Genomic DNA, 22166 nt, shown 5'->3' with positions numbered 1-22166 from the left:
GGGCAGGAGCTGCATGGTCTCTCCCCTAGCTTACGGCGCGGACTGACGCAGGCGGTTGCAGATACCGCTCAAACCATCGGCCGGCATGCTCGATGACGGCGTCCATGGCGCCCGGCTCGGGAAACAGGTGCGTTGCATTGGGAATGATTTCCAGTGCCGACGGTCCGCCAAGCCAGGAGAGCGCCTCCTCGTTGAGCTCGATCACGCCGAAATCGGCGCCGCCGACGATCAACAGGGTCGGCGCGCGGACTTGGGGCAGGGCTTCGCCGGCAAGATCCGGACGTCCGCCACGTGAGACCACGGCGGCAATTCGGTGAGGCAACTGAGCGGCCGCGATGAGGGCGGCCGCCGCGCCGGTACTGGCGCCGAACAATCCGACAGGGAGGCAGGCAACCGCAGGTTCAAGGCCTTGAAGCCAGTCGACAGTTGCGACCAGTCGTTGTCCAAGCATTGCAACATTGAAGACGTTCGAGCGGTCCTGCTCCTCTTGCGGCGTGAGAAGATCAAACAGCAATGTCGCGAAGCCGCGTGCGTTCAGTCCCTGCGCGACCGCGATATTCCGGGTGCTGAACCGACTCGAGCCGCTGCCGTGCGCAAACGCGACCAGGCCACGAGCCTTTTCCGGCAGCGTCAGCGTTCCTGCCAGCCCCAGCGGCGGAATGAGAACGTCGAGCGATTGATCGCGTTTCATGAATCGTCCACGGTCCGGTCAGCCCTGCAGATTTTTGAGCGGCGCCGGAAGATGGGCCATCAACTTCTCGAATTCGCCGGGATCCAGCTTCTCCCACAGCACTTCGTAAACGCCGCGGGCTGCGCCGAGCGCAGTGATGGGGAATTGCGGCGGAAGTTCCCTGGCGACATGTGCCGCAAACTCCTCGATATGCCGTTCCTTGGTCGGCGTTGCCGCCATATGCCAGCCTTCGTAGTAGATGCCGCGCACCATGATCGGCAGCTGAGCCCCGAGCTTGACGGCGACCTCCGGCGGCAGGCGATCGCGCAACGCATGCAGGACGGCTCGCAAGGCATTGTAGGCTTGATGACGGTTCTCCAGGGCCAGCTGCTCGTCGATGGCCTTGAGCCAAACATTTGTTTCCTGGACCGAATGGTCCAACGCAGTCACACCCGTGGACGTGCTCATAATGTTTCTCCCGGATCAGAGACAGGTTGGCAATTATCTGCAGGCTCGGGCCAGCCTGCTTTGATGTGCCGCAAGGTTCCCCACCCTGGATTGCCAATCGGATCGGGTTGATCTCGCGCAAAGCTCCGGACGCATTGTGTGCTCAGATCAATCGCCTGACAGGAGGAGCGTAACCATGCAAACCCCGGCTCAAATCGAATTCGAACACGTGATGCCGTCCCCGAAGCTGCAAGCTGCGATCGACGGGCACATCGCTGAGCTGGAAAAGCGCTACGGTCGAGCGACAGCGGGCCGCATTATCGTGAGAGGCCCCGGTGATCGTCACAAGACGGGCGGTCAATACCAGGTGAGCATCCAACTGTCCCTTCCCGAGGGGCGCGAGGTCAATGTCGGACGGACACCCAAGGAGGACGAGCGGTACGCCGATCTGACCTTTGCGGTGGACGATGCATTCAAGCGCGCGCGGCGGCAGCTGCAGGACCAGGTGCGTGTGATGCATGGCCAGACCAAGCTCCACGAAGGAGAGCCGGTTGGAACCGTCGTGCGCATCGATCCCAGCGGCGAGTTCGGCTTTCTGGAAGGGACCGATGGCCAAGAGATCTATTTCAATTGTAACAGCGTTGTGGAGGGGCGCGCGAACATTGCCGTCGGCTCGCGTGTGACCTTCGCTGAGGAGCTCGGAGAGAAGGGGCCGCAGGCCAGTACGGTCAAGGTTCTGAACAAGCACAGCTTGCGGACCTAGGTGCTCCATCACCGAACTCCGGAGTGCCCATGATGGATAGTAGATGGATGCCTCGGACCGCATTGACGCGCAGCGATCGGCTGCGCCTGTTCGCCCTGGACGGCAGCACCGAATTGGGCGAGCACATCGCGACAGCGTTGGGCTGCAAGCTGGCTGCCCACGAAGAGCGCAGCTTTGGTGACGGCGAGCACAAAGTCCGTCCGCTCGATACGGTGGCCGGTTGCGACGTCTATGTCGTTCACAGTCTTCACGGTGGTCCCGTCGAGAGCCCGAATGACAAGCTTTGTCGCCTGCTGTTCTTGATCGGCGCGCTGAAGGACGCGGGCGCCGCGAGCGTGACCGCGGTCACGCCATATCTTTGCTATGCGCGAAAGGATCGCCGAACCAAGGACAATGATCCCGTGACCATCCGCTATCTGGCGTCCCTGTTCGAGGCGGTCGGTACGAGCAGGATCGTGGCGCTGGACGTGCATAACGAAGCTGCCTTCGAGAACGCCTTTCGCTGTCCTTCCGTTGCACTCACGACGGCGCCGCTGCTGATCGAAAAGATCAGGTCGATCGCGGGCGACAGGCCAATCAGCGTCGTGTCCCCGGATCTGGGTGGTGGAAAGCGAGCCGATCTGTTGCGCGAGGCTCTTGAGAAGGCGTTGCAGAGGCCGATAGGAAAGGCCTTCGTCGAGAAGCATCGGAGCTCGGGCCGGGTGTCCGGCGACCTGTTTGCCGGTGATGTGACTGATGCATTCTGTGTCGTGGTCGACGACCTCATCAGCAGTGGGGGAACCCTGGTCCGTGCGGCAAAGGCGGCGCGGGCGCATGGCGCAACAACCGTCGTTGCGTGTGTTGCCCACGGCTTGTTCATGCCGGGGGCCGAGACGACGCTTGCGGACGCCTCGATCGATCGCATCATCGCCACAGACACCGTTCCGCCATTCAGGCTTCCTCCCGGGCCTGTGCGTGCCAAGCTCGAGGTGATCTCGGCGGCCCCGCTGCTCGCCGAAGCCATCAGACGGCTACATCAGAACGAATCTCTGGCTGACCTGTTGATGTACCAAGCCTGACGGAGCCTTGCTTCATTCATCGGACGAGCAGCCGTTCGAGCTGCCTTGCGTCGGCTTCGGCGAGGGCGAGATAGGCACGCGCGAGGCGAGGCCATTTTTCGGGTGTGCGCGGGTGCGCATCGAACAAATGCGCGATGGACAAGCGTGCCCTCAGCATCGCGCGACCAATCCGATAAAACAGGAATACGCCGCTCGCGGGATCGTCGTGCAGCGTGCGTGCCAGCCGTCGGCGGATCGCGTCACCGAACCATCGGCCGCCGAGCCTCTCGCATTCCAGGTGCAGAAACGCGATCTCGTCCATTGAATCGCTGGCTCGCAAACGGGAGTTGAACTCGAGACAGTCGATGATGGGATAAGGAGGCGTCAGCCAGATGTGCTCCGGTCTCAGGTCGCCGTGACCATCGACGACGAGCCTTCGCGAGACCCGTTCGATAAGTGTTCGAGCATTTTGTTCGAGAAATCGCCGTTGAGCGGACGCGACACGCAGGATCGTACCATGTGGCAGGCCGAAACTTCGATTCAGGAGAACTCGCCAATCAAGGATGGCGGCTTCGTGCAGCGAGGCGAGGTAAGTCTCTGGCTCGATCAGGACCCGCGCGGCATGCGAATAGAAGCGGGCGAGAACGGCGGCCAGCTGCTCGGCGTCGGCGCTGCGAGCTTTGCCGCTGCGAAGCATGGCTTCGAGCGTTTCATCCTCGTTCAGCCGGCGCATCACGACAAGCCAGTCAGCGACCGGATCGTGGCCGCCGATCGCGTAGCCCGAGGCACTTTCGGTCAGCGGCACGACGCCGAGATAGACGTCAGGCGCAAGCCGGCGGTTGAGGCTGGCTTCCGCCAGGCACGCGGTCCTTCGGCGAGCCGACGTCGAGAAATCGAGATAGGGAAAGCGTACCGGCTTCTTGAGCTTGTAGACCCGCGCGCCGTTCATGAAGACCCAGGACATGTGGGTCTCGCGCGCCTGAAGGCGATCGGGAACGGGGCTGTAGCTCTCGGGTCGGCTCAGGAAAGCGACCTTGCGGATCAAGGCAGAGATGCTGTCGTTCGCGGCATCCTCGATCGAAACTTCGTCCTGGCGCTCCAACATGACAACTTATTGCCAAATGAACAGCGATGCGGTTTGACGCTGATCAACGATCCTGGCAGCTGGCGCAATAGTCTGAGCCAAATTCAAGCGGATCTGCCGATATGCTGTTTCGAGACAGAAACGATGCCGGCCGCCAGTTGGCCGAAGCCTTGGTGAAGTACAAGAACCGCCATCCCGTCGTTCTGGCCTTGCCGCGCGGCGGCGTTCCCGTGGCGGCCGAAGTGGCGGAACGGTTGGAGGCGCCCCTCGATCTGGTTTTGGTGCGCAAGATTGGCGCGCCCATGCAGCCGGAACTTGCGATGGGCGCGGTCGTGGACGGGGAGCAGCCTGTCATCGTTCGCAACCGGGACATCGTCGATTTGACCGGCGTGAGCGAGGAGACGTTCGACGCCATCTGCAAGGAGGAGCTTGAGGAGATCGACCGGCGCCGCGAACGCTATCTGGGCAATCGCGCCCGGACTGACGTCAAGGGACAGGTCGCGATCATCGTCGACGACGGTATCGCGACGGGCGCGACGACCCTCGCAGCGATCCGGGCGCTGCGAAATCGGGGGCCAAAGGAATTGATCCTCGCAGTACCGGTGGCGCCTCTCGAGACGCTGCAGCGGCTGCACGGAGAGGTCGACGCAATCGTTTGCCTGGATACGCCGCGGGACTTCGGCGCGATCGGCTACTACTACCGTGATTTCAGCCAGGTCAGCGATGACGAAGTCGTCGCAATCCTGAAGCGGTTCCCGGCCAAGAAGACGACGGCACCAACCTCATGAGCTTTCAGGCTGCCGGGGAGGCGAGAATTTCCGGGATTGGCATGGACACGTCATCAGGCGCACTCCTGACCGATCTGTACCAGTTGAACATGGTGCAGGCCTACCTGGAGGCGGGCCAGACCGGGATCGCGGTCTTCGAGTTCTTCGTCCGCAAGCTTCCGCCGCAGCGCAATTTCCTGATGGCGGCAGGGCTCGAGCAGGCGCTGGAGTTCCTCCAAGGTCTGCGCTTTTCCGATGACGAATTGAGCTGGCTCATCCGCAGCGGCAGGTTCAGCGCGCGCCTGATCGACTATCTCTCCGATTTCCAATTCAGCGGCGACGTTCATGCCATGCCCGAGGGCACGGTGTTCTTCGCCAACGAACCGATCCTCCGCGTCACGGCGCCGCTCCCCGAAGCCCAGCTTCTCGAAACCCGGCTGATCAACGTGTTGCATTTCCAGTCGCTGATCGCGTCCAAGGCCGCCCGCATGGCGCTGCTCGCACCGGACAAGCTGCTGGTTGACTTCGGGCTGCGCCGGGCCCATGGCGCCGAAGCCGGTCTTCTGGCTGCGCGGGCCAGCTATATCGGAGGCTTTGCCGGCACCGCGACAATTCTCGCGGAAAAATGCTTCGGGATTCCTGCCTATGGCACGATGGCGCATTCATTCATCCAGTCGTTCGACGACGAGACGGCCGCCTTCGAAGCGTTTGCGCGCGCGCGGCCGAAGGACCTCGTGCTGTTGATTGACACATACGACACCGAGGCGGCGGCCAGGAAGGTCGTGACCTTGGCCCCGCGGCTGCGGGCGCTCGGAATTGCGATCCGCGGGGTGCGGATCGACAGCGGCGATCTGGTGGCGCTATCGAGAAGTGTGAGGCGGATCCTTGATGAGGGTGGCCTCAAGGACGTGACCATCTTCGTCAGCGGCGGCATCGAGGAAGAAACGTTGTTGTCCTTTGTCCGCGAGGCCGCTCCCATCGACGGCATCGGGATCGGCACCAGCCTGGCGACGTCGTCCGACGTACCGGCGCTCGATTGCGCCTATAAGCTGCAGGAATATGCCGGCCAGCCGCGGCGGAAGCGTTCGACCGGCAAAGCAACCTGGCCCGGCCGCAAGCAGGTGTGGCGCCGCTACGATGCCGACGGCCATATGGCGTCGGACGTTCTGTCGACGGAAGACGACGTTCAAGAAGGAGAGGCCCTGATCGTCCCTGTGCTGCAACAGGGCCGTCCGATCGCGCGTCAACCGTCGCTCCAGGACATCCGCGCCTACGCCCGGACGCAGTTGGAGCGATTGCCGAGGGGCTTCGAAGGCCTTCAAGGCCGCTCGTCCTATCCCGTCCATGTGGCGGCCCGGCTCCAACAATTGGCAGCCGCTGTCGACCTGAAAATAAGATAGGCCCCTGCCGCAAGTCCCTTCTGATCTGGATCAAAGCGAACGACAGGTGTGCGCCTAGCGTATCATGGCATGGAGAGCGCCTGTGCCGGTTCAGAACGCTGAAATCGCCGAGATGTTCGACCAGACCGCCGAGCTCCTGGAGATCAAGGGCGACAATCCTTTCCGCTCCCGCGCCTATCGAAATGCGGCCCGTCTGATCGAGCGCCTGCCGAAGAGCATTACGAGCTTGCTGAAAGCAGGCGAGGATCTTTCCGAGCTACCGGGGATCGGCAAGGATCTCGCGGGCAAGATCGAAACCATCGTCGCGACGCACAAATTCGATGTGCTCGATCGGCTCAAGCGTGAGCTGCCGGGTGATCTCGGTGAGATTGCGGCGCTTCCCGGGCTAGGTCCCAAGCGAGTGAAGCTGCTGTACGACAAGCTGGGTGTCCGTTCGCTCGAGGATTTGCGGCGGGCGATCAGGTCGGGACGATTGCGGGAGGTGAAAGGCTTCGGGGCCAAGAGCGAGGAGAAGCTCGCGGCTGCGCTGGCCAAGCCGCAGGCGGAAAGGCGCTTCAAGCTCTCAGAGGCCGAGGCTGAAGCGGAGGCGCTGCTGAACTATCTGCGCAGTACCAAGCCGGATCAGATCGCGGTTGCGGGAAGCTATCGCCGCAGGCGCGATACCGTGGGTGATCTCGACATTGTCGTGGCCGCGCATAGCGGCGCGGCGATCGGCGACAAGCTCACCAGGTACGAGAATATCGCCAAGGTCCTCGCGCACGGCCCGACCAGAACGACGGTAGTCCTCCGCTCTCGCCTTCAAGTCGATCTGCGGGTCGTCCCAAAGGCGAGTTATGGGGCGGCGCTGATGTATTTCACGGGATCGAAGGCCCACAACATCGTCCTGCGCGGCCTTGCCAACGACCATGGCTGGAAGCTCAATGAATACGGCCTGTTCGACGGCGAGCGGCGCATTGCAGGCGCAAGCGAGGAGGAAATCTACCGCAAGCTCAGCCTTGCGGCGATTCCGCCGGAAATGCGCGAGGATCGCGGCGAGATCGCACTTGCAAAGGCCGGCAAGCTTCCCAGGCTGATTGCGCTCGACGATATCAGGGGCGACCTGCATGTCCATTCCAACTGGAGCGATGGTACGGTGCCGGTTGCGGACATGGCTGCCGCGGCGAAAGCTCGAGGCTACGACTACATCGCCATCACCGACCACAGCCGGCATGTCACGGTGGCCCATGGTCTGGATGCCGCAAGGCTGGGTCGGCAGATCGATGAAATCGACCGATTGAACGAGCAACTGGGCGGCTTTGTCGTCCTCAAGGGAGCGGAGGTCGACATCCTTGCCGATGGGCACCTCGATCTGCCGGACAAGATCCTGTCGCGGCTCGATATCGCCGTCGCGGCCGTGCACTACAAGTTCGATATGTCACGCAAGCTGCAGACCGAGCGCATCATCCGTGCGATGGACAACAGGCATGTGTCCATCATTGCCCATCCGACGGGACGGCTCATCGGTGAGCGGGAACCCTACGAGGTGGACGTCGAGGCGATGGTCGCGGCCGCCGCCGCTCGCGGTTGTTGTCTCGAGCTGAACGCTGATCCCGACAGGCTGGACCTCACGGACATTCACGCCCATGCGGCCAAATCGGCGGGCGTCAAGCTCGCCATCTCGACCGACGCGCATGCGGTGGCTGGTTTCGACAACATGCGATTTGGTGTCGATCAGGCACGCCGCGGCTGGCTGGGGCCCTCCGACGTGATCAATACGCTGCCGCTGTCCAGTCTGCGAAGACTGCTGAGGCGCTGATTTGGCTCTTTGATCCCAGTCAACGTGACGTCGGGCCGCCGTGGAAATCTCATCGACGACTGAAACACGTGAGGTTTGCGATGCGGTGCGTTGTAACTTTGAAGGACGGGAGCGCAATGGAACGGGCCATGGGCGCGCTGGCGAAATACCGGTACACAGCGGGCGGCGAACTCGCTGCCCCGGAGGGACATCCGCGGGAGTGGAGAAAGTGGCTGCTTGAGATCAACGCGGCAGAGCTCGAAGCGATCCGGGACCACGTGGATGACGGAGATGTTATCGACGTCAAGCCGATCAGCGGATGAGGCTGCGTCGCGGGTTCGCTATGGACTGTGAAGGATTTGGTCCGGCCGATGTTCCCGGCGGATATAGGGACGCGGGCGAGGCATGACCTCGCTTCACGATGGCTAAGGCGCGCATAGGCGGCCGGTCAGGTCGGCGCACGGGTTGCTGCACAACGGTTGGAACCTTCATCGCAAGCATGAGTTGGCCGCACGGGCAGGGCCAAGAGTCACACGAGGCCAATCGTGCAAGAAGACGTGCGCGTGCGCACCACCGCGCAGATCGCGGGTCATCCGATTCATCCGATGCTGGTGCCGATCCCGATCGCGTGTTTTGTCGGGGCGCTGCTGACCGACATCGCCTATGTCGCCAGCGCCGAGATCATGTGGGCGGATTTTTCGGCCTGGCTTCTGCTCGCCGGCGTCATCTTCGGCGTGCTGGCGGCCATCGCGGGCCTGACCGATTTCCTCGGTAACCGGCTGGTGCGTGCGCAGACGCCGGCCTGGCCGCACCTGATCGGCAATACGGTGGCGCTGATCCTGGCGACCTTCAACACGATGATCCACACGCGCGATGCCTGGACCTCGGTATGGCCGAGCGGGCTCATTCTGTCCGCGATCACCGTGCTGATCCTGGCGATCACGGGCTGGCTCGGCTGGGCCATGGTCTATCGCCACGGCGTGGGAGTTGCGCGATGAAGCTCTTGTTTTCTCATGCGCTGTTGTGCTCGGCGCTGCTGTTTCTGGCCGGCTGCAATGACGGCAGCGGCGATCCCAGGGCGCAAACCGGCGCGAATCCCACACTCCCCGGCATCCAGCAATATTTGCTGCCGCCGATCCATATCGCCCGCATCGTCGGCTGGAAGAAGGACGAGACGCCGACGGTTGCGCAGGGCTTGCAGGCCAAGGCCTTTGCCACGGGCTTGCAGCACCCGCGCTCGCTCTACGTGTTGCCCAATGGCGACGTGCTGGTGGTGGAATCCAAGGCGCCGAAGGGAGCGCCGATCAAGCGACCCAAAGAGATTGTGATGGGCTTCGTCGAGTCCTGGGCGACCTCCGGCGGCGATACCGGCGAGAGCAATCGCATCACGCTGCTGCGCGACAGCAATGGCGACGGCGTGCCGGAGACGCAAAGCGTCTTCCTCGACCATCTCAATTCGCCGTTCGGCGTGGCGCTGGTCGGCAATGACCTCTACGTTGCCAACACCGACGCCATCGTCAGGTATCCCTACACGGAAGGGGATACGAAGATCACCGCGCCCGGCACGGTGCTGACGCCGCTGCCGGGCGGTCCGATCAACCATCACTGGACCAAAAGCCTGGTCGCCAGCCCCGACGGCTCGAAGCTCTATGTCGGCGTCGGCTCCAACAGCAACATCACCGAGAACGGCATGGAGGCCGAGCACAATCGCGCTGCGATCCTCGAGGTCGATCGCGCCAGCGGCCGCTGGCGCGTGTTCGCAAGCGGCCTGCGCAATCCCAACGGGCTCAGCTTCGAGCCGCAGACCGGCGCGCTGTGGACGGTTGTGAACGAGCGCGACGAGCTCGGCCCCGATCTCGTCCCTGACTACATGACCTCGGTGAAGGACGGCGGCTTCTACGGCTGGCCCTACAGCTATTTCGGCCAGCACGTCGATCCCCGCGTCAAGCCGGAGCGGCCGCATATCGTCGCCAAGGCGATCGTGCCGGACTATGCCCTGAGCTCGCATGTCGCACCGCTCGGGCTCGCCTTCAACACCGGCACCAGTCTGCCGGCCGCCTATCGCGGCGGCGCGTTTGTCGGCGAGCACGGCAGTTGGAACAGGCACGTGCTCAACGGCTACAAGGTCGTGTTCGTGCCGTTCACGGACGGCAAGCCGAGCGGCCCTCCGCAAGACGTCGTCACGGGCTTTCTCAACAGCGACAACCAGGCGCGTGGCCGTCCGGTCGGTGTCGCCATCGACAAGACCGGCGCGCTGCTGGTTGCAGACGACAGCGGCAACACGGTCTGGCGGGTGAGCGCGGCGCATCCGCAACTGACGCAACATTAGACATCGAGAACGGGAGGAGTTCGACAATGGGCCTTGCTCAATATGCCATCGTGCCGGTGCAGGAAGAATGGGGCGTGCGCATGACGGCGACGTCAAGAGCAGATACGCCACCAAGGAAGCCGCCTTCGAGTCCGCGGTGGCCGCGGCATCCCTGGCCCTTCGAGAGGGACATGAAGTCCATGTCAGCGTGCCTGGCCGCGAAGCCGGCGACAACGCGCTCGGTGTGTAGAGCGTCCGAGAGAAGGAGGCCGAGGTGACCAAACTCCGTGAGCAGAACGGCGTCGAGCCGCCCCGGTCCGAGGACGACATCCAGCGCGAGCAGCTCGGTCCGCGCGGCGTGCCCGGTGCGCCTGACCCGGCCAAGATGACGCCCCAGCGCGACAAGAAGACCCCGAAGCACATCGATCCCGGCCACACCTCCTGACAATCGCTCTGCGGCTGGCGCCGCGGTGCCATTCGGAACCGACATTCCCGCTCGGCCCGTATACCGGGTATGACGTGCCGCCGGGCGCGATCTGCGCCTCGTGGGCAGGCGACGTTTGGAATGCGGTTGTTGAAATCTGACGGCAGGCTCATCGGCGTCCTGCTGGTGCTCGCGATCACGCAATTGGTCGGATGGGGCACGATAGGCCTTCCCGCCATCGTCGGGCGCGATCTCGCCGCAGATCTCGGCATGAGCCTGCCGGCGGTGTTCGCCGGGACATCCGTTCTCTACGTCTCAATGGGGCTGTGCGGCCCGTTGCTCGCCAAATCGTTTGCGCGGCATGGGGCGCGGACGGTCATGATGGTCGGCACGATCGTCACTGCGCCCGGCTTCGTGCTGCTGTCGCTCGCGCGCGAGCCGATACTCTATTTCGCCGCGTGGATCGTGCTCGGCATCGCCGGCAGCGCCACGCTGTCGACCGGCGCCTATATCATGCTGAACGAGATCGCGGGGCGGAAGGCCAAGAACGCGATCGGCGCGCTCATGCTGGTGACGGGCCTGTCCAGCAGCATCTTCTGGCCGACGACCTCGTTCCTGAGCGGTCACCTCGGCTGGCGGGGGACGTGTCTCGTCTACGCGGCGATGATGCTCGTCGTGAGCCTCCCGCTCTATGCGTTTCTCGCGCCGCGCCGGACCGTCGCGAAGGACGATGGCGCCGCGCCGGCCAAGCGGTCGCGGCCGCCTGCGATTCCAAGGAGCACGTTCGGCCTCGTCGTCGCCGCAATTACGCTGAACGCCTTCGTCACTTTCGGCATCAGCGCCACCCTGATCGAGCTCTTGCGGGCGGAGGGGCTGGCGCCGGCTCAGGCGCTGGCGTTCGGCTCGATGCTCGGCGTGATCCAGGTCAGCGCCCGCGGGCTGGACTTTCTCGGTGGAGGCCGGTGGGACGGGATCACGACCGGGCTCGTTGCGGGCACCGCATTGCCGATCTCCATGCTGCTCCTGATGATAAGCGAGGGCGCCACCTGGGCGGTCGCGGTCTTCATCCTGCTCTATGGCGCCGGCAGCGGCGCGATGGCGGTGGCGCGGGCGACCATCCCGCTCGTGTTCTACGACCAGGCCGAGTTCGCCAAGGCCATGTCGATGATCGCGCTGCCGCTCAATCTGGCATCTGCGGTCTCGCCGCCGCTCCTCGTCGGCCTGCTGACCCAGTTCGGCAGCCGCGGTGCGCTCGGTCTCACCTTTGCCTTCTCCTGTGCCGCGGTGCTGATCCTGGTCCTGCTCGGCCGCCGCCGGCCGAGGGTGGTCGCGGCGGGCGCAACCTGAGCCCTTGAAACGATATTCGCGGCGCGGAAAGTTGCGGGCAGGAATTGGCGCCGCCGCCCGGCAGGAGATGGCCGTATGCCGTCAGTGCAGTGCTCAGGGCGCGAAAATAGTGTATCCGCAGGGAGCGTGGCCTTTCGATCTCGCCGCCGCGCCAAGATCAGTTCCCCGGAGGAAATCGACATGTCGGCCTTGCCGCTCTCAGGCATCAAGATCCTTGACCTCACCCGCGTGCTTGCCGGGCCCCTGTCGGCCCAGATGCTGGGCGATCTCGGCGCGGAGGTGATCAAGATCGAGCGGCCGGGCACCGGCGACGACGCGCGTGCCTTCGGACCGCCCTACCTCAACGACCCCGAGGGCAAGGCCAACAACAACAATTCGTTCTACCTCTGCGCCAATCGCAACAAGAAGTCCGTCACCGTCAACATCGCCAAGCCGGAAGGGCAGGCGATCGTCCGGGAGCTCGCCAAGGACGCCGACGTCTTCATGGAGAACTACAAGGTCGGCGATCTCAAACGCTACGGCCTCGACTACGAGACCATCAAGGCGATCAATCCCGGCATCATCTATTGCTCGGTGACCGGCTTCGGCCAGACCGGGCCGTATGCGCCGCGTGCCGGTTATGACGCCATCCTGCAGGCGATGGGCGGATTGATGAGCGTCACCGGCCATATCGACGGCGAGCCGGGCGAGGGCCCGATGAAGGTCGGCCCGTCGATCGTCGACTACATGACCGGCATGAACTCGTCGATCGGGATTCTCTCGGCGCTCTATCATCGCGACGCCAATGGCGGACAGGGACAGCACATCGACGTCTGCCTGTTCGATACCGTCATCGCATCCCTGTCGCACTGGCTGCAGATTTATCTTGTCAACGGCAAGACGCCGCCGCGCCGCGGCACCTGGGGCAATGGCGGCATGCCGGCCGGCGTGTTCCGCTGCGCCGACGGCGAGTTGATGCTGGTGGTTGGCAATGACGGCCAGTTTCAGCGCACCTGCGCCGTGCTCGGCGAGCCCGAGCTCGCGAACGATCCGCGCTTCGTCAGGAACAACGACCGCGTCGTCCACGGCAAGGAGATCATGGCGATCTTCGCCGGCCTGTTCCTGAAGCAGCCGGTGGCCTACTGGCTGGAGAAGCTGGAGGAGGCGGGTGTGCCGTCAGGTCCGATCAACAATTTCGAGCAGGTGTTCTCCGACCCGCACGTCCAGTCGCGCGGCATGCGGGTGAAGGTCGAGCACCCCTTCAAGCCCGATCTTTCGCTGGTCCGCAACGCGCTGACCCTCTCGGAGACGCCGATCGAGACCTACCGCGCTCCGCCGCTGCTAGGGGAGCACACCGAGGAGGTGCTCGGCGGCAAGCTCGGCTATGATGCGGGCAAGATCGAGCAGCTGAAGCAGCAGGGCATCATCTAGCCGGAGGGAGCGCGAGCCTCGGCGCGACCGTGCGACAGCCGAGGACGCACGTGCGATGCCGGGGCTTGCCTGAAGCTTGCCCGCAATCCCCAGATAATCCCGATCCGTAGTCGCACAGGCTTCCGCTTTGCGTCCGACTCTGATTCGATCTCTCCACTTGAGTTCGGGAGGGAAGCGAATGTCCTACACGATCGGGTTCCAGGCCAAGGACCAGAACGCGATTCTGGCGACCGAGGCGGCCACCGCCAATCAGGCCATCGCCATCATTGCCGCGCTGCGGCAGAGCGCCGACGAGATAAAGTTCATCCGATCGCCGCAGGAAGGCGAGATGGGTATCGAGATGCTGCTGCTGCTCGCCAAGGAAGAGGCCGAGGAGATGCCGCAGCGGGTGTAACCGCTGTCGCTGCTGAATTAGACGCGGAACTCCGAAGGTCCTGCCGCGCAAGCGGGACCGAGCTCGGCTCCCGACCGATATTCATTGATCAGCGCGCATCCCGCGCCAGTGCGCGCGGCTTTGCCTCGACCTTTCCCGCCGTCAGCGCCATCGTCGCGACGCTGACCACGCGCGCGACCACGTCCTCGACGTCGTCGAGATCGCATTTGCCTTCCGACAGCTTCGTCAGCCGCTCGCTCTCGCGGATGGTGTGGTGCGCCATCGCGAGCGCGAAGTTGAGGCCCCAGTAGATGTCGACGTCGCTGCGCTCGGGCAGGGCGCGGCGCATCGCGCCGGCGAATTTCCGCAAATGGTCGATCTCGCGGTTCTTGATGCGGCGGATCGGCGGCACGGATTCGATCGAAGCGCGGATCATGAAGCGCGCTGCGGTGGAGCGCTGGTTCTGCGGGCCAAGGCAGCCGCGCAAGGTCGGGCCGACCAGGGCCCGCAAGATCACCTCGATTGGGGCGCGGCCGCCGCCTTGCTCTTCCGCCGCCTTCAATTCGCGCAGGCGCTCGCGGTTGGTGGCGATCGAGCGTGTGACGAACAGCTCCGCGATCAGCTCGTCCTTCGAGCCGAAATGATAGTTCACTGCCGCCAGGTTGACATTGGCCTCCGCGACGATGTCGCGCAGCGTCACGTCGCCGAAGCCGCGGTCGGCATAGAGCCGTTCGGCGGCGGCGAGAATGGCAGACCTCGTATGATCGCTGGCCATGGAAGCCCTCAGGGAGGGGAGTTGCAATTCAAACAGTTGTATGAAACTATCGTTTGAAGGCCGGGAAAAGTCAATCCGCAATCAGGACTCATTCGCAACTGCGATGGGTTCCGGTGCACCTCGCAAGTTTGCGCATTCGCGCTTGCGGGCCGCGCGCGGCGGGAGGACAGTCCGGCGCAAAACGGTTTGCGAGAGAGAAACGAGGAGCGTCCCATGGATTTTGATCTGTCCACCAAGCAGAAGGAATGGCTTGACCGCGTGCGGTCCTTCATGGCCAAGCACGTGCGCCCGGCGGTGCCGGTCTACGATCAGCAGGACAAGAGCGGCGACCGCTGGAAGGTCATCCCGGTCCTGGAAGACCTCAAGAAGAAGGCGAAGGCCGAAGGCCTCTGGAACATGTTCATGCCGCCGAACGAGCATGAAGATGATGAATTCCGTGGTGCGGGATTGACCAATCTCGAATACGCGCTCCTGTCCGAAGAGATGGGTCGCATCACCTGGGCCTCGGAGGTGTTCAACTGCTCGGCGCCGGACACGGGCAACATGGAAGTGTTCATGCGCTACGGCACCAAGGAGCAGAAGCGCAAATGGCTACGCCCGTTGATGGACGGCGAGATCCGCTCCGCCTTCCTGATGACGGAACCGGCGGTTGCCTCGTCCGACGCCACCAACATCGAGACCCGCATCGAGCGTGACGGCGACCACTACGTCATCAACGGCCGCAAATGGTGGTCATCGGGCGTCGGCGATCCCCGTTGCAAGATCGCGATCCTGATGGGCAAGTCCGATTTCAAGGCGGCCAAGCACCAGCAGCAGTCGCAGATCCTGGTTCCACTCGACACCCCCGGCATCAAGGTCGAGAAGATGCTCCCGGTGTTCGGCTTCGACGACGCGCCGCACGGCCATGCCCAGGTGCTGCTCGAGAACGTGCGGGTGCCGAAGGAGAACATCCTGCTCGGCGAGGGTCGCGGCTTCGAGATCGCGCAGGGCCGCCTCGGTCCGGGCCGTATCCATCACTGCATGCGCACCATCGGCAAGGCCGAGGAGGCGCTGGAGAAGATGGTGAAGCGGCTCGGCTCGCGTACTGCGTTCGGCAAGAAGATCGTCGAGCATTCGGTGTGGGAGCAGCGCATCGGCGAAGCCCGTACCAACATCGAGATGACCCGCCTTCTGTGCCTCAAGGCCGCCGACATGATGGACAAGGTCGGCAACAAGACCGCGCAGGCCGAGATCGCCATGATCAAGGTCGCCGCGCCCAACATGGCGCTGAAGATCATCGACGAGGCGATCCAGGCCTTTGGCGGTGCCGGCGTGTCGGACGAGGCGGGCCTTGCCAAGGACTACGCCCACATCCGCACGCTTCGTCTTGCCGACGGTCCGGACGAGGTGCACAACCGCGCCATTGCCAGGCTCGAGGTTCGGAAGTATGCAAACTCTCCCGGTCATTAGGCGGGAGAGCCTGGAGGCGCTCCCGGCTTGACGAAATGAGGGGCATGATCCGGTGACCGCTTGACGCAAGTGCGTCAGCGGTTACCGACTAGGATCATGCTCGACCTGAAATGGTCAGGACTGAAGAGGGAGCGTCACTGTGGCGGACGGCGTCAGGAAAGACGAAGAGTTCTCGGGTACCAAGCCGGTCGAGGAGCGGCATCGTTTCGACGAGCTGCGCCTCGAAGCCTGGATGCGCGAGCATGTCGAAGGTTTTGAAGGCCCGCTGGTCGTGCTCCAGTTCAAGGGCGGCCAATCCAACCCGACCTATCGCCTCAACACGCCGAACCGCTCCTACGTGATGCGCAGAAAGCCGTTCGGCAAGCTGCTGCCGTCGGCGCATGCGGTCGATCGCGAGTATCGCGTGATCGCAGCGCTCGGCAAACAGGGCTTTCCGGTCGCGCGTGCCTACGCGCTGTGCCAGGACGACGGCATCATCGGTGCCGCCTTCTACATCATGTCGATGGAGGAGGGCCGCGTGTTCTGGGATCCGACGCTGCCGAGCCAGGCGCCGGACGACCGGCGCAAGATTTTCACCAGCAAGATCGAGACGCTGGCGAAGCTCCACATGTTCGATCCTGTTACCATCGGCCTCGGCGACTTCGGCAAGCCCGGCAACTACTTTGCACGCCAGATCGACCGCTGGACCAAGCAATATCGCGCCTCCGAGACGCAGCACATTCCTGAATTCGAGAAAGTCGCCGAATGGCTGCCGAAGACGGTGCCGGAGCAGGCGCGCGTCTCCATCGTCCATGGCGATTATCGCCTCGACAACATGATCTTCCACGCGACGGAACCGCGCGTGCAGGCCGTGCTGGACTGGGAACTGTCGACCCTCGGCGATCCCATGGCCGACTTCACTTATCTGTTGATGCAGTGGATCATGCCGGGACTCGAGGGTGCCGACCTCAAGGCACTCAACATCCCAAGCGTGGAAGAGGCTGCGCAGATCTATTGCAACGTCACCAAGATGACGGTGCCTGATCTCAACTGGTATTTTGCCTACAATCTGTTCCGTCTCGCCGGCATCACCCAGGGCATCGCCGGCCGCGTCCGCGACGGCACCGCCGCCAACGCCAAGGCGCTCGAATCCGCCAAGCGCACCGTGCCGCTGTCGAAGGCCTCATGGGAATACGCGCAGAAGGCGGGCGCGGTGTAGGTAGAACGAAGGCGCGGCTGATGGCCGCGCCTTTTTGTTCTGGGGGGCGGCGTCATTCCCACTCGTTCGCTGTCATTGCCCGCGAAGGCGGGCAATCCAGTATTCCAGAGACGCCAGTGCTTGAATCGAGAAGCCGCGGCGTACTGGATGCCCCGGTCAACCCGGGCATGACAGCGGTGATGAGGCGACTCATTCCACCGTCATTGCGAGCCAACGGGTCCGCGCGAAGCGCGGCCCGATGACAGGCTCCGCGAAGCAATCCAGTGTGCCCTCCGCAGTGGCAGTCTGGATTGTTTCGTCGCAAGAGCTCCTCGCAATGACGAGGAGGCACCTCAGCCCTTCGCGCAATGCGCGATCAGCTTCTCCACGAAGCCTGCGCATTTCTCCAGCTCCGCCATCTCCACGAACTCATCCGGCGTATGCGCCTGCGCGATCGAGCCCGGGCCAATCACCACCGACGGGATATCGGTCATGCTGGAGAACAGGCTCGCCTCGGTGCCGAACGCGACCTTGGCATGGTCGTTGCGCCCCGCCAGGCTTTTGGCAAGCGTGACGATCGCGGCATCCGCTGGCGTGTCGAGCGCGGGATAGTCGAGGATCTCCTCGAAATCGATGCCGCACTCAGGATGTCTCGCTTTCATCGCCGGCTCGATCTCGGCCTTGGCCCAGGCGACGATCGCATCCGTCACCTCTCTGGATTCGGTGATGCCGATGCCGCGGCATTCGAAATCCACCGTGCAGGTGTCAGGGACGATGTTCAGTGCCGCGCCGCCGTGCACGATGCTGGTGAGCAGCGTCGAATGCGGAACGTCGTAGAGGCTGTCCGTCGATCGCGCGGCCGCAAGCTTCTCGGCGCGGCGGCGGATCTCGACGATCAACTCGGCTGCATATTCGATCGCGTTGACACCCTCAGGCGCGATCGAGGAGTGACGGGCGAGACCATGGAATGTCGCGCGCACGCCGTGCTTGCCCTTGTGGCCGATGATCACCTGCATCTGCGTCGGCTCGCCGATGATGGCGCCGAGCGGCTTGACCTTCTTCTTCGCGACCTCGCGCAGCATCGGCCGGACGCCGACGCAGCCGATCTCCTCATCATAGGAGATCGCCAGATGAATCGGTGTCGTCAGCTTCGCCTCCATCATCTCCGGCACCATGGCGAGACACACTGCGACGAATCCCTTCATGTCGGTGGTGCCGCGGCCATAGAGCTTGCCCTCGCGCTCGATCAGCCTGAACGGATCATGGCTCCAGTCCTGGCCCACGACGGGCACCACGTCGGTATGGCCCGACAGCACCAGGCCGGGACGATCCTCCGGCCCGATGGTGACCCACAGCGCGGCCTTCTGCCCGGTCTCGTCGACGATGCGGTCACCCTTGATGCCGAACGCGGCGAGATAGCTTTCGATATGGGCAATCAGGGGGAGATTGGTGCGATCGCTGACGGTGTCGAAGGCGACAAGGTCGGCGAGGAGATTTCGGATGCGATCGGGTCTAGAGCTTGGCATTGTCACGTTTTTGTCGGAGGAAGATGGAGGCTGAGGTGCCTGCACGAACCATACCAACGTGAGGCCGCCTCGGGCAAATCAACACCGCAGCCGTCATTCCGGGGCGATGCGCAGCATCGAGCCCGGAATCCATCGACCCGCAACACGCGCGGTGAAATGGGTTCCGGGTTCGCGACGTCGTCGCGCCCCGGAATGACGCGGGAGGTCTACCAAACCTTGCGCTGCCCGACGGGCGAAACACCCCAGATGTCGGTCAACGCGCCTCGCCAAAAACATTCCGCTTTACCGAAATTCGGAAACGGCGTATGTAACGCCCACTCCGGCCCAAGGAAGAGGGGCGTATCGCGATCGTCACGAACGCGGGCCGGACGGCGGTGGACGCAGGTGACATCGGCGCGAATGGCTTTCGCAGGGCGGGCGACCGTGAGCGGAGGCGTCGCGCACACGACCGGTGTTATCGGCGTACGGCAAAATCGTGTCGTCCTGGCGCCCGGGGTCTGTGCGCCAAGTCTTGCGGTGATGTGCGCTGCCCGACCGGGCACGCGCGTCAGCCATCCGCAAGGCGACGGGGGCAATAGTGCATCGCTCCCCGGGGAGAGCACGACATAAGCCGTCAAACCACTGCGCAGGGAAGGCCGGATGTTTGGCTCCACCTGTATGCCGCTGTGCAGCTTCTCGTAGCGCAACCTTCGCACAGTGGACCGTGGGTGCCCGGCCGGCACCCGGTCTTCCCTGTGCCCTTTCACTTGAGGGTGAGGCGACGAAACAAAGCTCGGGCGGGATGCGCCGCGAGGATGCGATCCCATGTCAGTCATTCAACAACAAGGTCGTGCCCCGAATGTTGCGCAGCAACGCCAAGAGCGTTGCAACGCGTCCGGGACACGAGAGCGTCCGTGCTAAACCGGCTTGCCCGTATACGGCATCGAGGCGGTGAGGCCTCCGTCCACCGGGAACGCCTGGCCGTTGACATACGATGCCTCGTCACTTGCCAGGAACAGTCCCATCGCCGCGAGCTCGTGCGGCTGGCCGGGGCGCTTGAGCGGATTGAGCTGGCCGATCTTGTCCTGGGTGCCGCGCTCCTTGGCGCGGTCGAAGATCGGCTTGGTCATGCCGGTTTCGATCAGGCCGGGGCAGACCGCGTTGATGCGCACGCCGGTGCCGGTGAGCGAATAGGCCGTGGTCTGAACCAGGCTGATCACGCCGGCCTTGCTGGCGGCATAGGGATGGCCGCTGGCGCCCGCTTTCAGGCCCGCAACCGACGCGGTCAGCACGATCGCGCCGGACTGCTGCTTGACCATATGCGGCATCGCGTATTTCACCGCGAGGAACGGCCCGATCAGGTTGACGCGCAAGATCTCCTGCCAGTGCTCCACCGTCTGCTCGGCGATCGGAATGAGACCGCCGGAAATGCCGGCATTGGCCCAGATCACGTCGAGCCGGCCGTGCGTCTTCACCGCCTTGTCGATGACGGCGATGACGTCCTTCTCGGAGCCGGCATCGGCGATCATGGCTTCCGCGATGCCGCCGGCCTTCTTCACCTCGTCGACGGTCTCCTTCACGGCCTCGGTGCGGTCGACCGCGATCAGCCTGGCGCCTTCCCGAGTGAACAGCAGCGCAGCGGCGCGCCCGATGCCGCTGCCGGCGCCGGTGATGATGACGGATTTGCCCTGCAGGCGGCCCATGCGTTGCTCCCTTTTGCTCGCGCGCGACGCTTGCCGCGCGACGGAATTTCAAACAAGATTTCAAACGGTAAAGTGTCTTGAGACACGTTCGCTACTGACGTACAGCGACATCAAACGAGATGGAAGGGTTTCGATGGCAGGTGCAGACAAGCCCAATGTGGTCGTCACGCGGTGGTGGTGGGTCCGTCACGCGCCGGTGCGCAATGACGGGGGCAACATCTACGGGCAGAGCGATATCGCCTGCGACACCAGCGATACCTATGTGTTCAATGCTGTTGCCAAGGTGCTGCCACGCACGGCGGTCTGGTATTCGAGCAATCTGATGCGCACCCACCAGACCGCCGAGGCGATCTGGGCCGCCGGCTTCCAAAGGCCTGCGTCGATGAAGTGGGAAGCGGATCTCGCCGAGCAAAACCTCGGCCGCTGGCAGGGTATGAACCGAGCCCAGTTCATCGCCAGCCGCCCCGTTGGTACGAGCTGGTTCGCCGACATCAACGAGCCCGCGCCCGGCGGCGAAAGCTTCATGGATCTCTACAACCGCACGCGCCGCACCATCGAGCGGATCAACAATGAGGCGGCAGGACAGGACATCATCGCTGTCGCGCATGGCGGCACGATCAAGGCGGCACTGGGTCTCGCGCTCGACGGCCAGCCGGAGCGCGGGCTCTCGTTCGACATCGACAATTGCTCGGTGACGCGGCTGGACCATTTTGCGAGTCCCGAGCGCACCGTCTGGCGGCTGCCGATGGTGAACCAGCAGCCGTGGATTGCGGATGCCGCGCATGCGGCGATGCACCAGCCGGCGGGGCCGGAAGTCAAGAAGCTCGCCTAAGTAACCTGTCATTCCGGGTTCGATGCTTCGCGTCGCTCCGGAATGACATGGAATTCGAAGATCAATCAGGGAGAGAAACATGACCTTGTTCGACATGAAGGGGAAAGTCGCCGTCATCACCGGCTCGACGCGCGGCATCGGGCTCGCGATCGCCGAGCGCATGGCCGAGCACGGTGCCAAGGTGGTGATCTCCTCGCGCAAGGCCGATGTCTGCGACCAGGTGGCGAAGGGCATCAACGACAAGTACGGCAAGGGCACCGCGGTCGCGATCGCCGCCAACATTTCCTCGAAGGAAAATCTGCAAAACCTGATCGACGAGAGCAACCGCGCCTTCGGCAAGATCGACGTGCTGGTGTGCAACGCCGCATCGAACCCGTATTACGGTCCGCTCGCCGGCATCTCCGACGATCAGTTCCGCAAGATTCTCGACAACAACATCGTCGCCAACAACTGGCTGATCTCGATGGTGGTGCCGCAGATGATCGAGCGCAAGGACGGCTCCATCATCATCGTCTCCTCGATCGGCGGCCTCAAGGGCTCGACCATCCTCGGCGCCTACGCGATCTCGAAGGCCGCCGACATGCAGCTCGCGCGCAACCTCGCTTGCGAATACGGCAAGCACAACATCCGCGTGAACTGCATCGCGCCCGGCCTGATCAAGACTGATTTCGCCAAAGCGCTGTGGGACAATCCGGAGAATTTGAAAGCCTCGACCTCCCGGTCGCCGCTGGAGCGCATCGGCATCCCCGACGAGATCGCCGGCGCCGCGGTGTTCCTGGGATCGAAGGCCGGCGACTTCATGACCGGCCAGACCATGGTGATCGACGGCGGCGCGACGATCAGTTGAGCGATAGAGCGTAGAAGAGGCACGCAGCCCACCCAATAACCGGTGTCATCGCCCGCGGAGGCGGGCGATCCAGT

Annotated in this window: 22 protein-coding genes and 1 pseudogene; 17 read left to right on the top strand and 6 right to left on the bottom strand. The window is 63.7% G+C overall.

Going from position 1 to position 22166, the window contains the following annotated elements:
* Positions 1 to 25 precede the first annotated feature (25 nt).
* Both ACSHT2_RS07960 and ACSHT2_RS07955 read right to left on the bottom strand, forming a co-directional pair.
* Entirely contained in the window at positions 26 to 691 is a 666-nt protein-coding gene (locus tag ACSHT2_RS07960; protein WP_440641087.1) for a dienelactone hydrolase family protein, read from the bottom strand.
* Between the two features lie 18 nt (positions 692 to 709).
* On the bottom strand, positions 710 to 1138 hold the full coding sequence (locus ACSHT2_RS07955; protein ID WP_194393317.1) for a DUF2267 domain-containing protein: 429 nt from the start codon (positions 1136 to 1138) through the stop codon (positions 710 to 712).
* Positions 1139 to 1313: 175 nt separating this feature from the next.
* On the opposite strand from ACSHT2_RS07955, the gene ACSHT2_RS07950 reads away from it, so the two are divergent.
* Together ACSHT2_RS07950 and ACSHT2_RS07945 are read left to right on the top strand one after the other, a co-directional pair.
* The gene (locus ACSHT2_RS07950; RefSeq protein ID WP_440641086.1) at positions 1314 to 1880 is read left to right on the top strand and encodes an HPF/RaiA family ribosome-associated protein; all 567 of its coding nucleotides are present in this window, start codon (positions 1314 to 1316) and stop codon (positions 1878 to 1880) included.
* A 62-nt stretch (positions 1881 to 1942) separates the two neighbouring features.
* Positions 1943 to 2938: a ribose-phosphate diphosphokinase gene (locus tag ACSHT2_RS07945; RefSeq protein ID WP_440641085.1), complete on the top strand. Its 996-nt coding sequence runs from the start codon at positions 1943 to 1945 to the stop codon at positions 2936 to 2938.
* Between the two features lie 16 nt (positions 2939 to 2954).
* Here the strand turns inward: ACSHT2_RS07945 and ACSHT2_RS07940 are convergent, their stop codons facing one another.
* Positions 2955 to 3866, bottom strand: a complete 912-nt coding sequence (locus tag ACSHT2_RS07940) for a hypothetical protein (protein ID WP_440641084.1) — start codon at positions 3864 to 3866, stop codon at positions 2955 to 2957.
* A gap of 257 nt (positions 3867 to 4123) precedes the next feature.
* On the opposite strand from ACSHT2_RS07940, the gene ACSHT2_RS07935 reads away from it, so the two are divergent.
* The 11 genes and pseudogenes from ACSHT2_RS07935 to ACSHT2_RS07885 all read left to right on the top strand — a co-directional run bounded on the left by ACSHT2_RS07935 (position 4124) and on the right by ACSHT2_RS07885 (position 13825).
* The gene (locus ACSHT2_RS07935; protein ID WP_440641083.1) at positions 4124 to 4789 is read left to right on the top strand and encodes a phosphoribosyltransferase; all 666 of its coding nucleotides are present in this window, start codon (positions 4124 to 4126) and stop codon (positions 4787 to 4789) included.
* A 41-nt stretch (positions 4790 to 4830) separates the two neighbouring features.
* A complete protein-coding gene (locus ACSHT2_RS07930) occupies positions 4831 to 6168 on the top strand; it encodes a nicotinate phosphoribosyltransferase (protein ID WP_440641082.1) in 1338 nt (445 codons plus the stop codon).
* A gap of 82 nt (positions 6169 to 6250) precedes the next feature.
* Positions 6251 to 7963, top strand: a complete 1713-nt coding sequence (polX, locus tag ACSHT2_RS07925) for a DNA polymerase/3'-5' exonuclease PolX (RefSeq protein ID WP_440641081.1) — start codon at positions 6251 to 6253, stop codon at positions 7961 to 7963.
* A 116-nt stretch (positions 7964 to 8079) separates the two neighbouring features.
* Complete coding sequence (locus ACSHT2_RS07920) at positions 8080 to 8265, top strand: hypothetical protein (protein ID WP_245454363.1); 186 nt, start codon at positions 8080 to 8082, stop codon at positions 8263 to 8265.
* Positions 8266 to 8487: 222 nt separating this feature from the next.
* Positions 8488 to 8940, top strand: a complete 453-nt coding sequence (locus ACSHT2_RS07915) for a DUF2231 domain-containing protein (protein ID WP_440641080.1) — start codon at positions 8488 to 8490, stop codon at positions 8938 to 8940.
* Positions 8937 to 10271, top strand: coding sequence for a PQQ-dependent sugar dehydrogenase (locus ACSHT2_RS07910; RefSeq protein ID WP_440641079.1), 1335 nt, complete (start codon positions 8937 to 8939; stop codon positions 10269 to 10271). Before ACSHT2_RS07915 ends, ACSHT2_RS07910 begins: the two co-directional genes overlap by 4 nt.
* 26 nt (positions 10272 to 10297) lie before the next feature.
* A pseudogene (locus tag ACSHT2_RS07905) lies at positions 10298 to 10500 on the top strand (hypothetical protein).
* Positions 10501 to 10524: 24 nt separating this feature from the next.
* Complete coding sequence (locus ACSHT2_RS07900; RefSeq protein WP_239624512.1) at positions 10525 to 10695, top strand: hypothetical protein; 171 nt, start codon at positions 10525 to 10527, stop codon at positions 10693 to 10695.
* A 120-nt stretch (positions 10696 to 10815) separates the two neighbouring features.
* Positions 10816 to 12021, top strand: a complete 1206-nt coding sequence (locus tag ACSHT2_RS07895) for an MFS transporter (RefSeq protein WP_440641078.1) — start codon at positions 10816 to 10818, stop codon at positions 12019 to 12021.
* A gap of 180 nt (positions 12022 to 12201) precedes the next feature.
* Positions 12202 to 13431 carry a CaiB/BaiF CoA transferase family protein gene (locus tag ACSHT2_RS07890; RefSeq protein WP_440641077.1) on the top strand — a complete coding sequence of 410 codons (1230 nt, stop codon included), beginning with the start codon at positions 12202 to 12204 and terminating at the stop codon, positions 13429 to 13431.
* Between the two features lie 178 nt (positions 13432 to 13609).
* Entirely contained in the window at positions 13610 to 13825 is a 216-nt protein-coding gene (locus ACSHT2_RS07885; RefSeq protein ID WP_440641076.1) for a hypothetical protein, read from the top strand.
* 88 nt (positions 13826 to 13913) lie between these two features.
* Here the strand turns inward: ACSHT2_RS07885 and ACSHT2_RS07880 are convergent, their stop codons facing one another.
* Positions 13914 to 14579: a TetR/AcrR family transcriptional regulator gene (locus ACSHT2_RS07880; RefSeq protein ID WP_440641075.1), complete on the bottom strand. Its 666-nt coding sequence runs from the start codon at positions 14577 to 14579 to the stop codon at positions 13914 to 13916.
* 213 nt (positions 14580 to 14792) lie between these two features.
* Between ACSHT2_RS07880 and ACSHT2_RS07875 the strand changes: the two genes are divergently transcribed.
* Positions 14793 to 16028: an acyl-CoA dehydrogenase family protein gene (locus ACSHT2_RS07875; RefSeq protein WP_440641074.1), complete on the top strand. Its 1236-nt coding sequence runs from the start codon at positions 14793 to 14795 to the stop codon at positions 16026 to 16028.
* A gap of 139 nt (positions 16029 to 16167) precedes the next feature.
* On the top strand, positions 16168 to 17226 hold the full coding sequence (locus tag ACSHT2_RS07870) for a phosphotransferase family protein (protein WP_440641073.1): 1059 nt from the start codon (positions 16168 to 16170) through the stop codon (positions 17224 to 17226).
* Between the two features lie 332 nt (positions 17227 to 17558).
* On the opposite strand, the gene argE is transcribed toward ACSHT2_RS07870, so the two are convergent.
* Both argE and ACSHT2_RS07860 read right to left on the bottom strand, forming a co-directional pair.
* On the bottom strand, positions 17559 to 18731 hold the full coding sequence (gene argE, locus ACSHT2_RS07865) for an acetylornithine deacetylase (protein ID WP_440641072.1): 1173 nt from the start codon (positions 18729 to 18731) through the stop codon (positions 17559 to 17561).
* An 896-nt stretch (positions 18732 to 19627) separates the two neighbouring features.
* On the bottom strand, positions 19628 to 20413 hold the full coding sequence (locus tag ACSHT2_RS07860; protein ID WP_440641071.1) for an SDR family NAD(P)-dependent oxidoreductase: 786 nt from the start codon (positions 20411 to 20413) through the stop codon (positions 19628 to 19630).
* A gap of 133 nt (positions 20414 to 20546) precedes the next feature.
* Between ACSHT2_RS07860 and ACSHT2_RS07855 the strand changes: the two genes are divergently transcribed.
* Together ACSHT2_RS07855 and ACSHT2_RS07850 are read left to right on the top strand one after the other, a co-directional pair.
* Positions 20547 to 21245 (top strand): histidine phosphatase family protein, encoded by a 699-nt coding sequence (locus tag ACSHT2_RS07855; protein ID WP_440641070.1) that lies wholly within the window; start codon positions 20547 to 20549, stop codon positions 21243 to 21245.
* A gap of 79 nt (positions 21246 to 21324) precedes the next feature.
* A complete protein-coding gene (locus ACSHT2_RS07850) occupies positions 21325 to 22092 on the top strand; it encodes an SDR family NAD(P)-dependent oxidoreductase (protein ID WP_440641069.1) in 768 nt (255 codons plus the stop codon).
* Positions 22093 to 22166 lie beyond the last annotated feature (74 nt).

Origin of the sequence: Bradyrhizobium sp. PUT101 (assembly GCF_052043945.1) — a bacterium.
Lineage (GTDB): Bacteria > Pseudomonadota > Alphaproteobacteria > Rhizobiales > Xanthobacteraceae > Bradyrhizobium.
Note: the sequence above shows the minus strand (reverse complement) of the source record. Positions and strands in the feature narration are given on the sequence as shown.

Coding starts and splice junctions, on each gene's coding strand:
- ACSHT2_RS07860 (WP_440641071.1), bottom strand. CDS start 20,413: ATGGGCCGCCTGCAGGGCAAATCCGTCATCATCACCGGCGCCGGCAGC.
- ACSHT2_RS07950 (WP_440641086.1), top strand. CDS start 1,314: ATGCAAACCCCGGCTCAAATCGAATTCGAACACGTGATGCCGTCCCCG.
- ACSHT2_RS07895 (WP_440641078.1), top strand. CDS start 10,816: ATGCGGTTGTTGAAATCTGACGGCAGGCTCATCGGCGTCCTGCTGGTG.
- ACSHT2_RS07890 (WP_440641077.1), top strand. CDS start 12,202: ATGTCGGCCTTGCCGCTCTCAGGCATCAAGATCCTTGACCTCACCCGC.
- ACSHT2_RS07955 (WP_194393317.1), bottom strand. CDS start 1,138: ATGAGCACGTCCACGGGTGTGACTGCGTTGGACCATTCGGTCCAGGAA.
- ACSHT2_RS07940 (WP_440641084.1), bottom strand. CDS start 3,866: ATGAACGGCGCGCGGGTCTACAAGCTCAAGAAGCCGGTACGCTTTCCC.
- ACSHT2_RS07880 (WP_440641075.1), bottom strand. CDS start 14,579: ATGGCCAGCGATCATACGAGGTCTGCCATTCTCGCCGCCGCCGAACGG.
- ACSHT2_RS07910 (WP_440641079.1), top strand. CDS start 8,937: ATGAAGCTCTTGTTTTCTCATGCGCTGTTGTGCTCGGCGCTGCTGTTT.
- ACSHT2_RS07930 (WP_440641082.1), top strand. CDS start 4,831: ATGGACACGTCATCAGGCGCACTCCTGACCGATCTGTACCAGTTGAAC.
- ACSHT2_RS07960 (WP_440641087.1), bottom strand. CDS start 691: ATGAAACGCGATCAATCGCTCGACGTTCTCATTCCGCCGCTGGGGCTG.
- ACSHT2_RS07885 (WP_440641076.1), top strand. CDS start 13,610: ATGTCCTACACGATCGGGTTCCAGGCCAAGGACCAGAACGCGATTCTG.
- ACSHT2_RS07855 (WP_440641070.1), top strand. CDS start 20,547: ATGGCAGGTGCAGACAAGCCCAATGTGGTCGTCACGCGGTGGTGGTGG.
- ACSHT2_RS07920 (WP_245454363.1), top strand. CDS start 8,080: ATGGAACGGGCCATGGGCGCGCTGGCGAAATACCGGTACACAGCGGGC.
- ACSHT2_RS07850 (WP_440641069.1), top strand. CDS start 21,325: ATGACCTTGTTCGACATGAAGGGGAAAGTCGCCGTCATCACCGGCTCG.
- argE (WP_440641072.1), bottom strand. CDS start 18,731: ATGCCAAGCTCTAGACCCGATCGCATCCGAAATCTCCTCGCCGACCTT.
- ACSHT2_RS07875 (WP_440641074.1), top strand. CDS start 14,793: ATGGATTTTGATCTGTCCACCAAGCAGAAGGAATGGCTTGACCGCGTG.
- ACSHT2_RS07935 (WP_440641083.1), top strand. CDS start 4,124: ATGCTGTTTCGAGACAGAAACGATGCCGGCCGCCAGTTGGCCGAAGCC.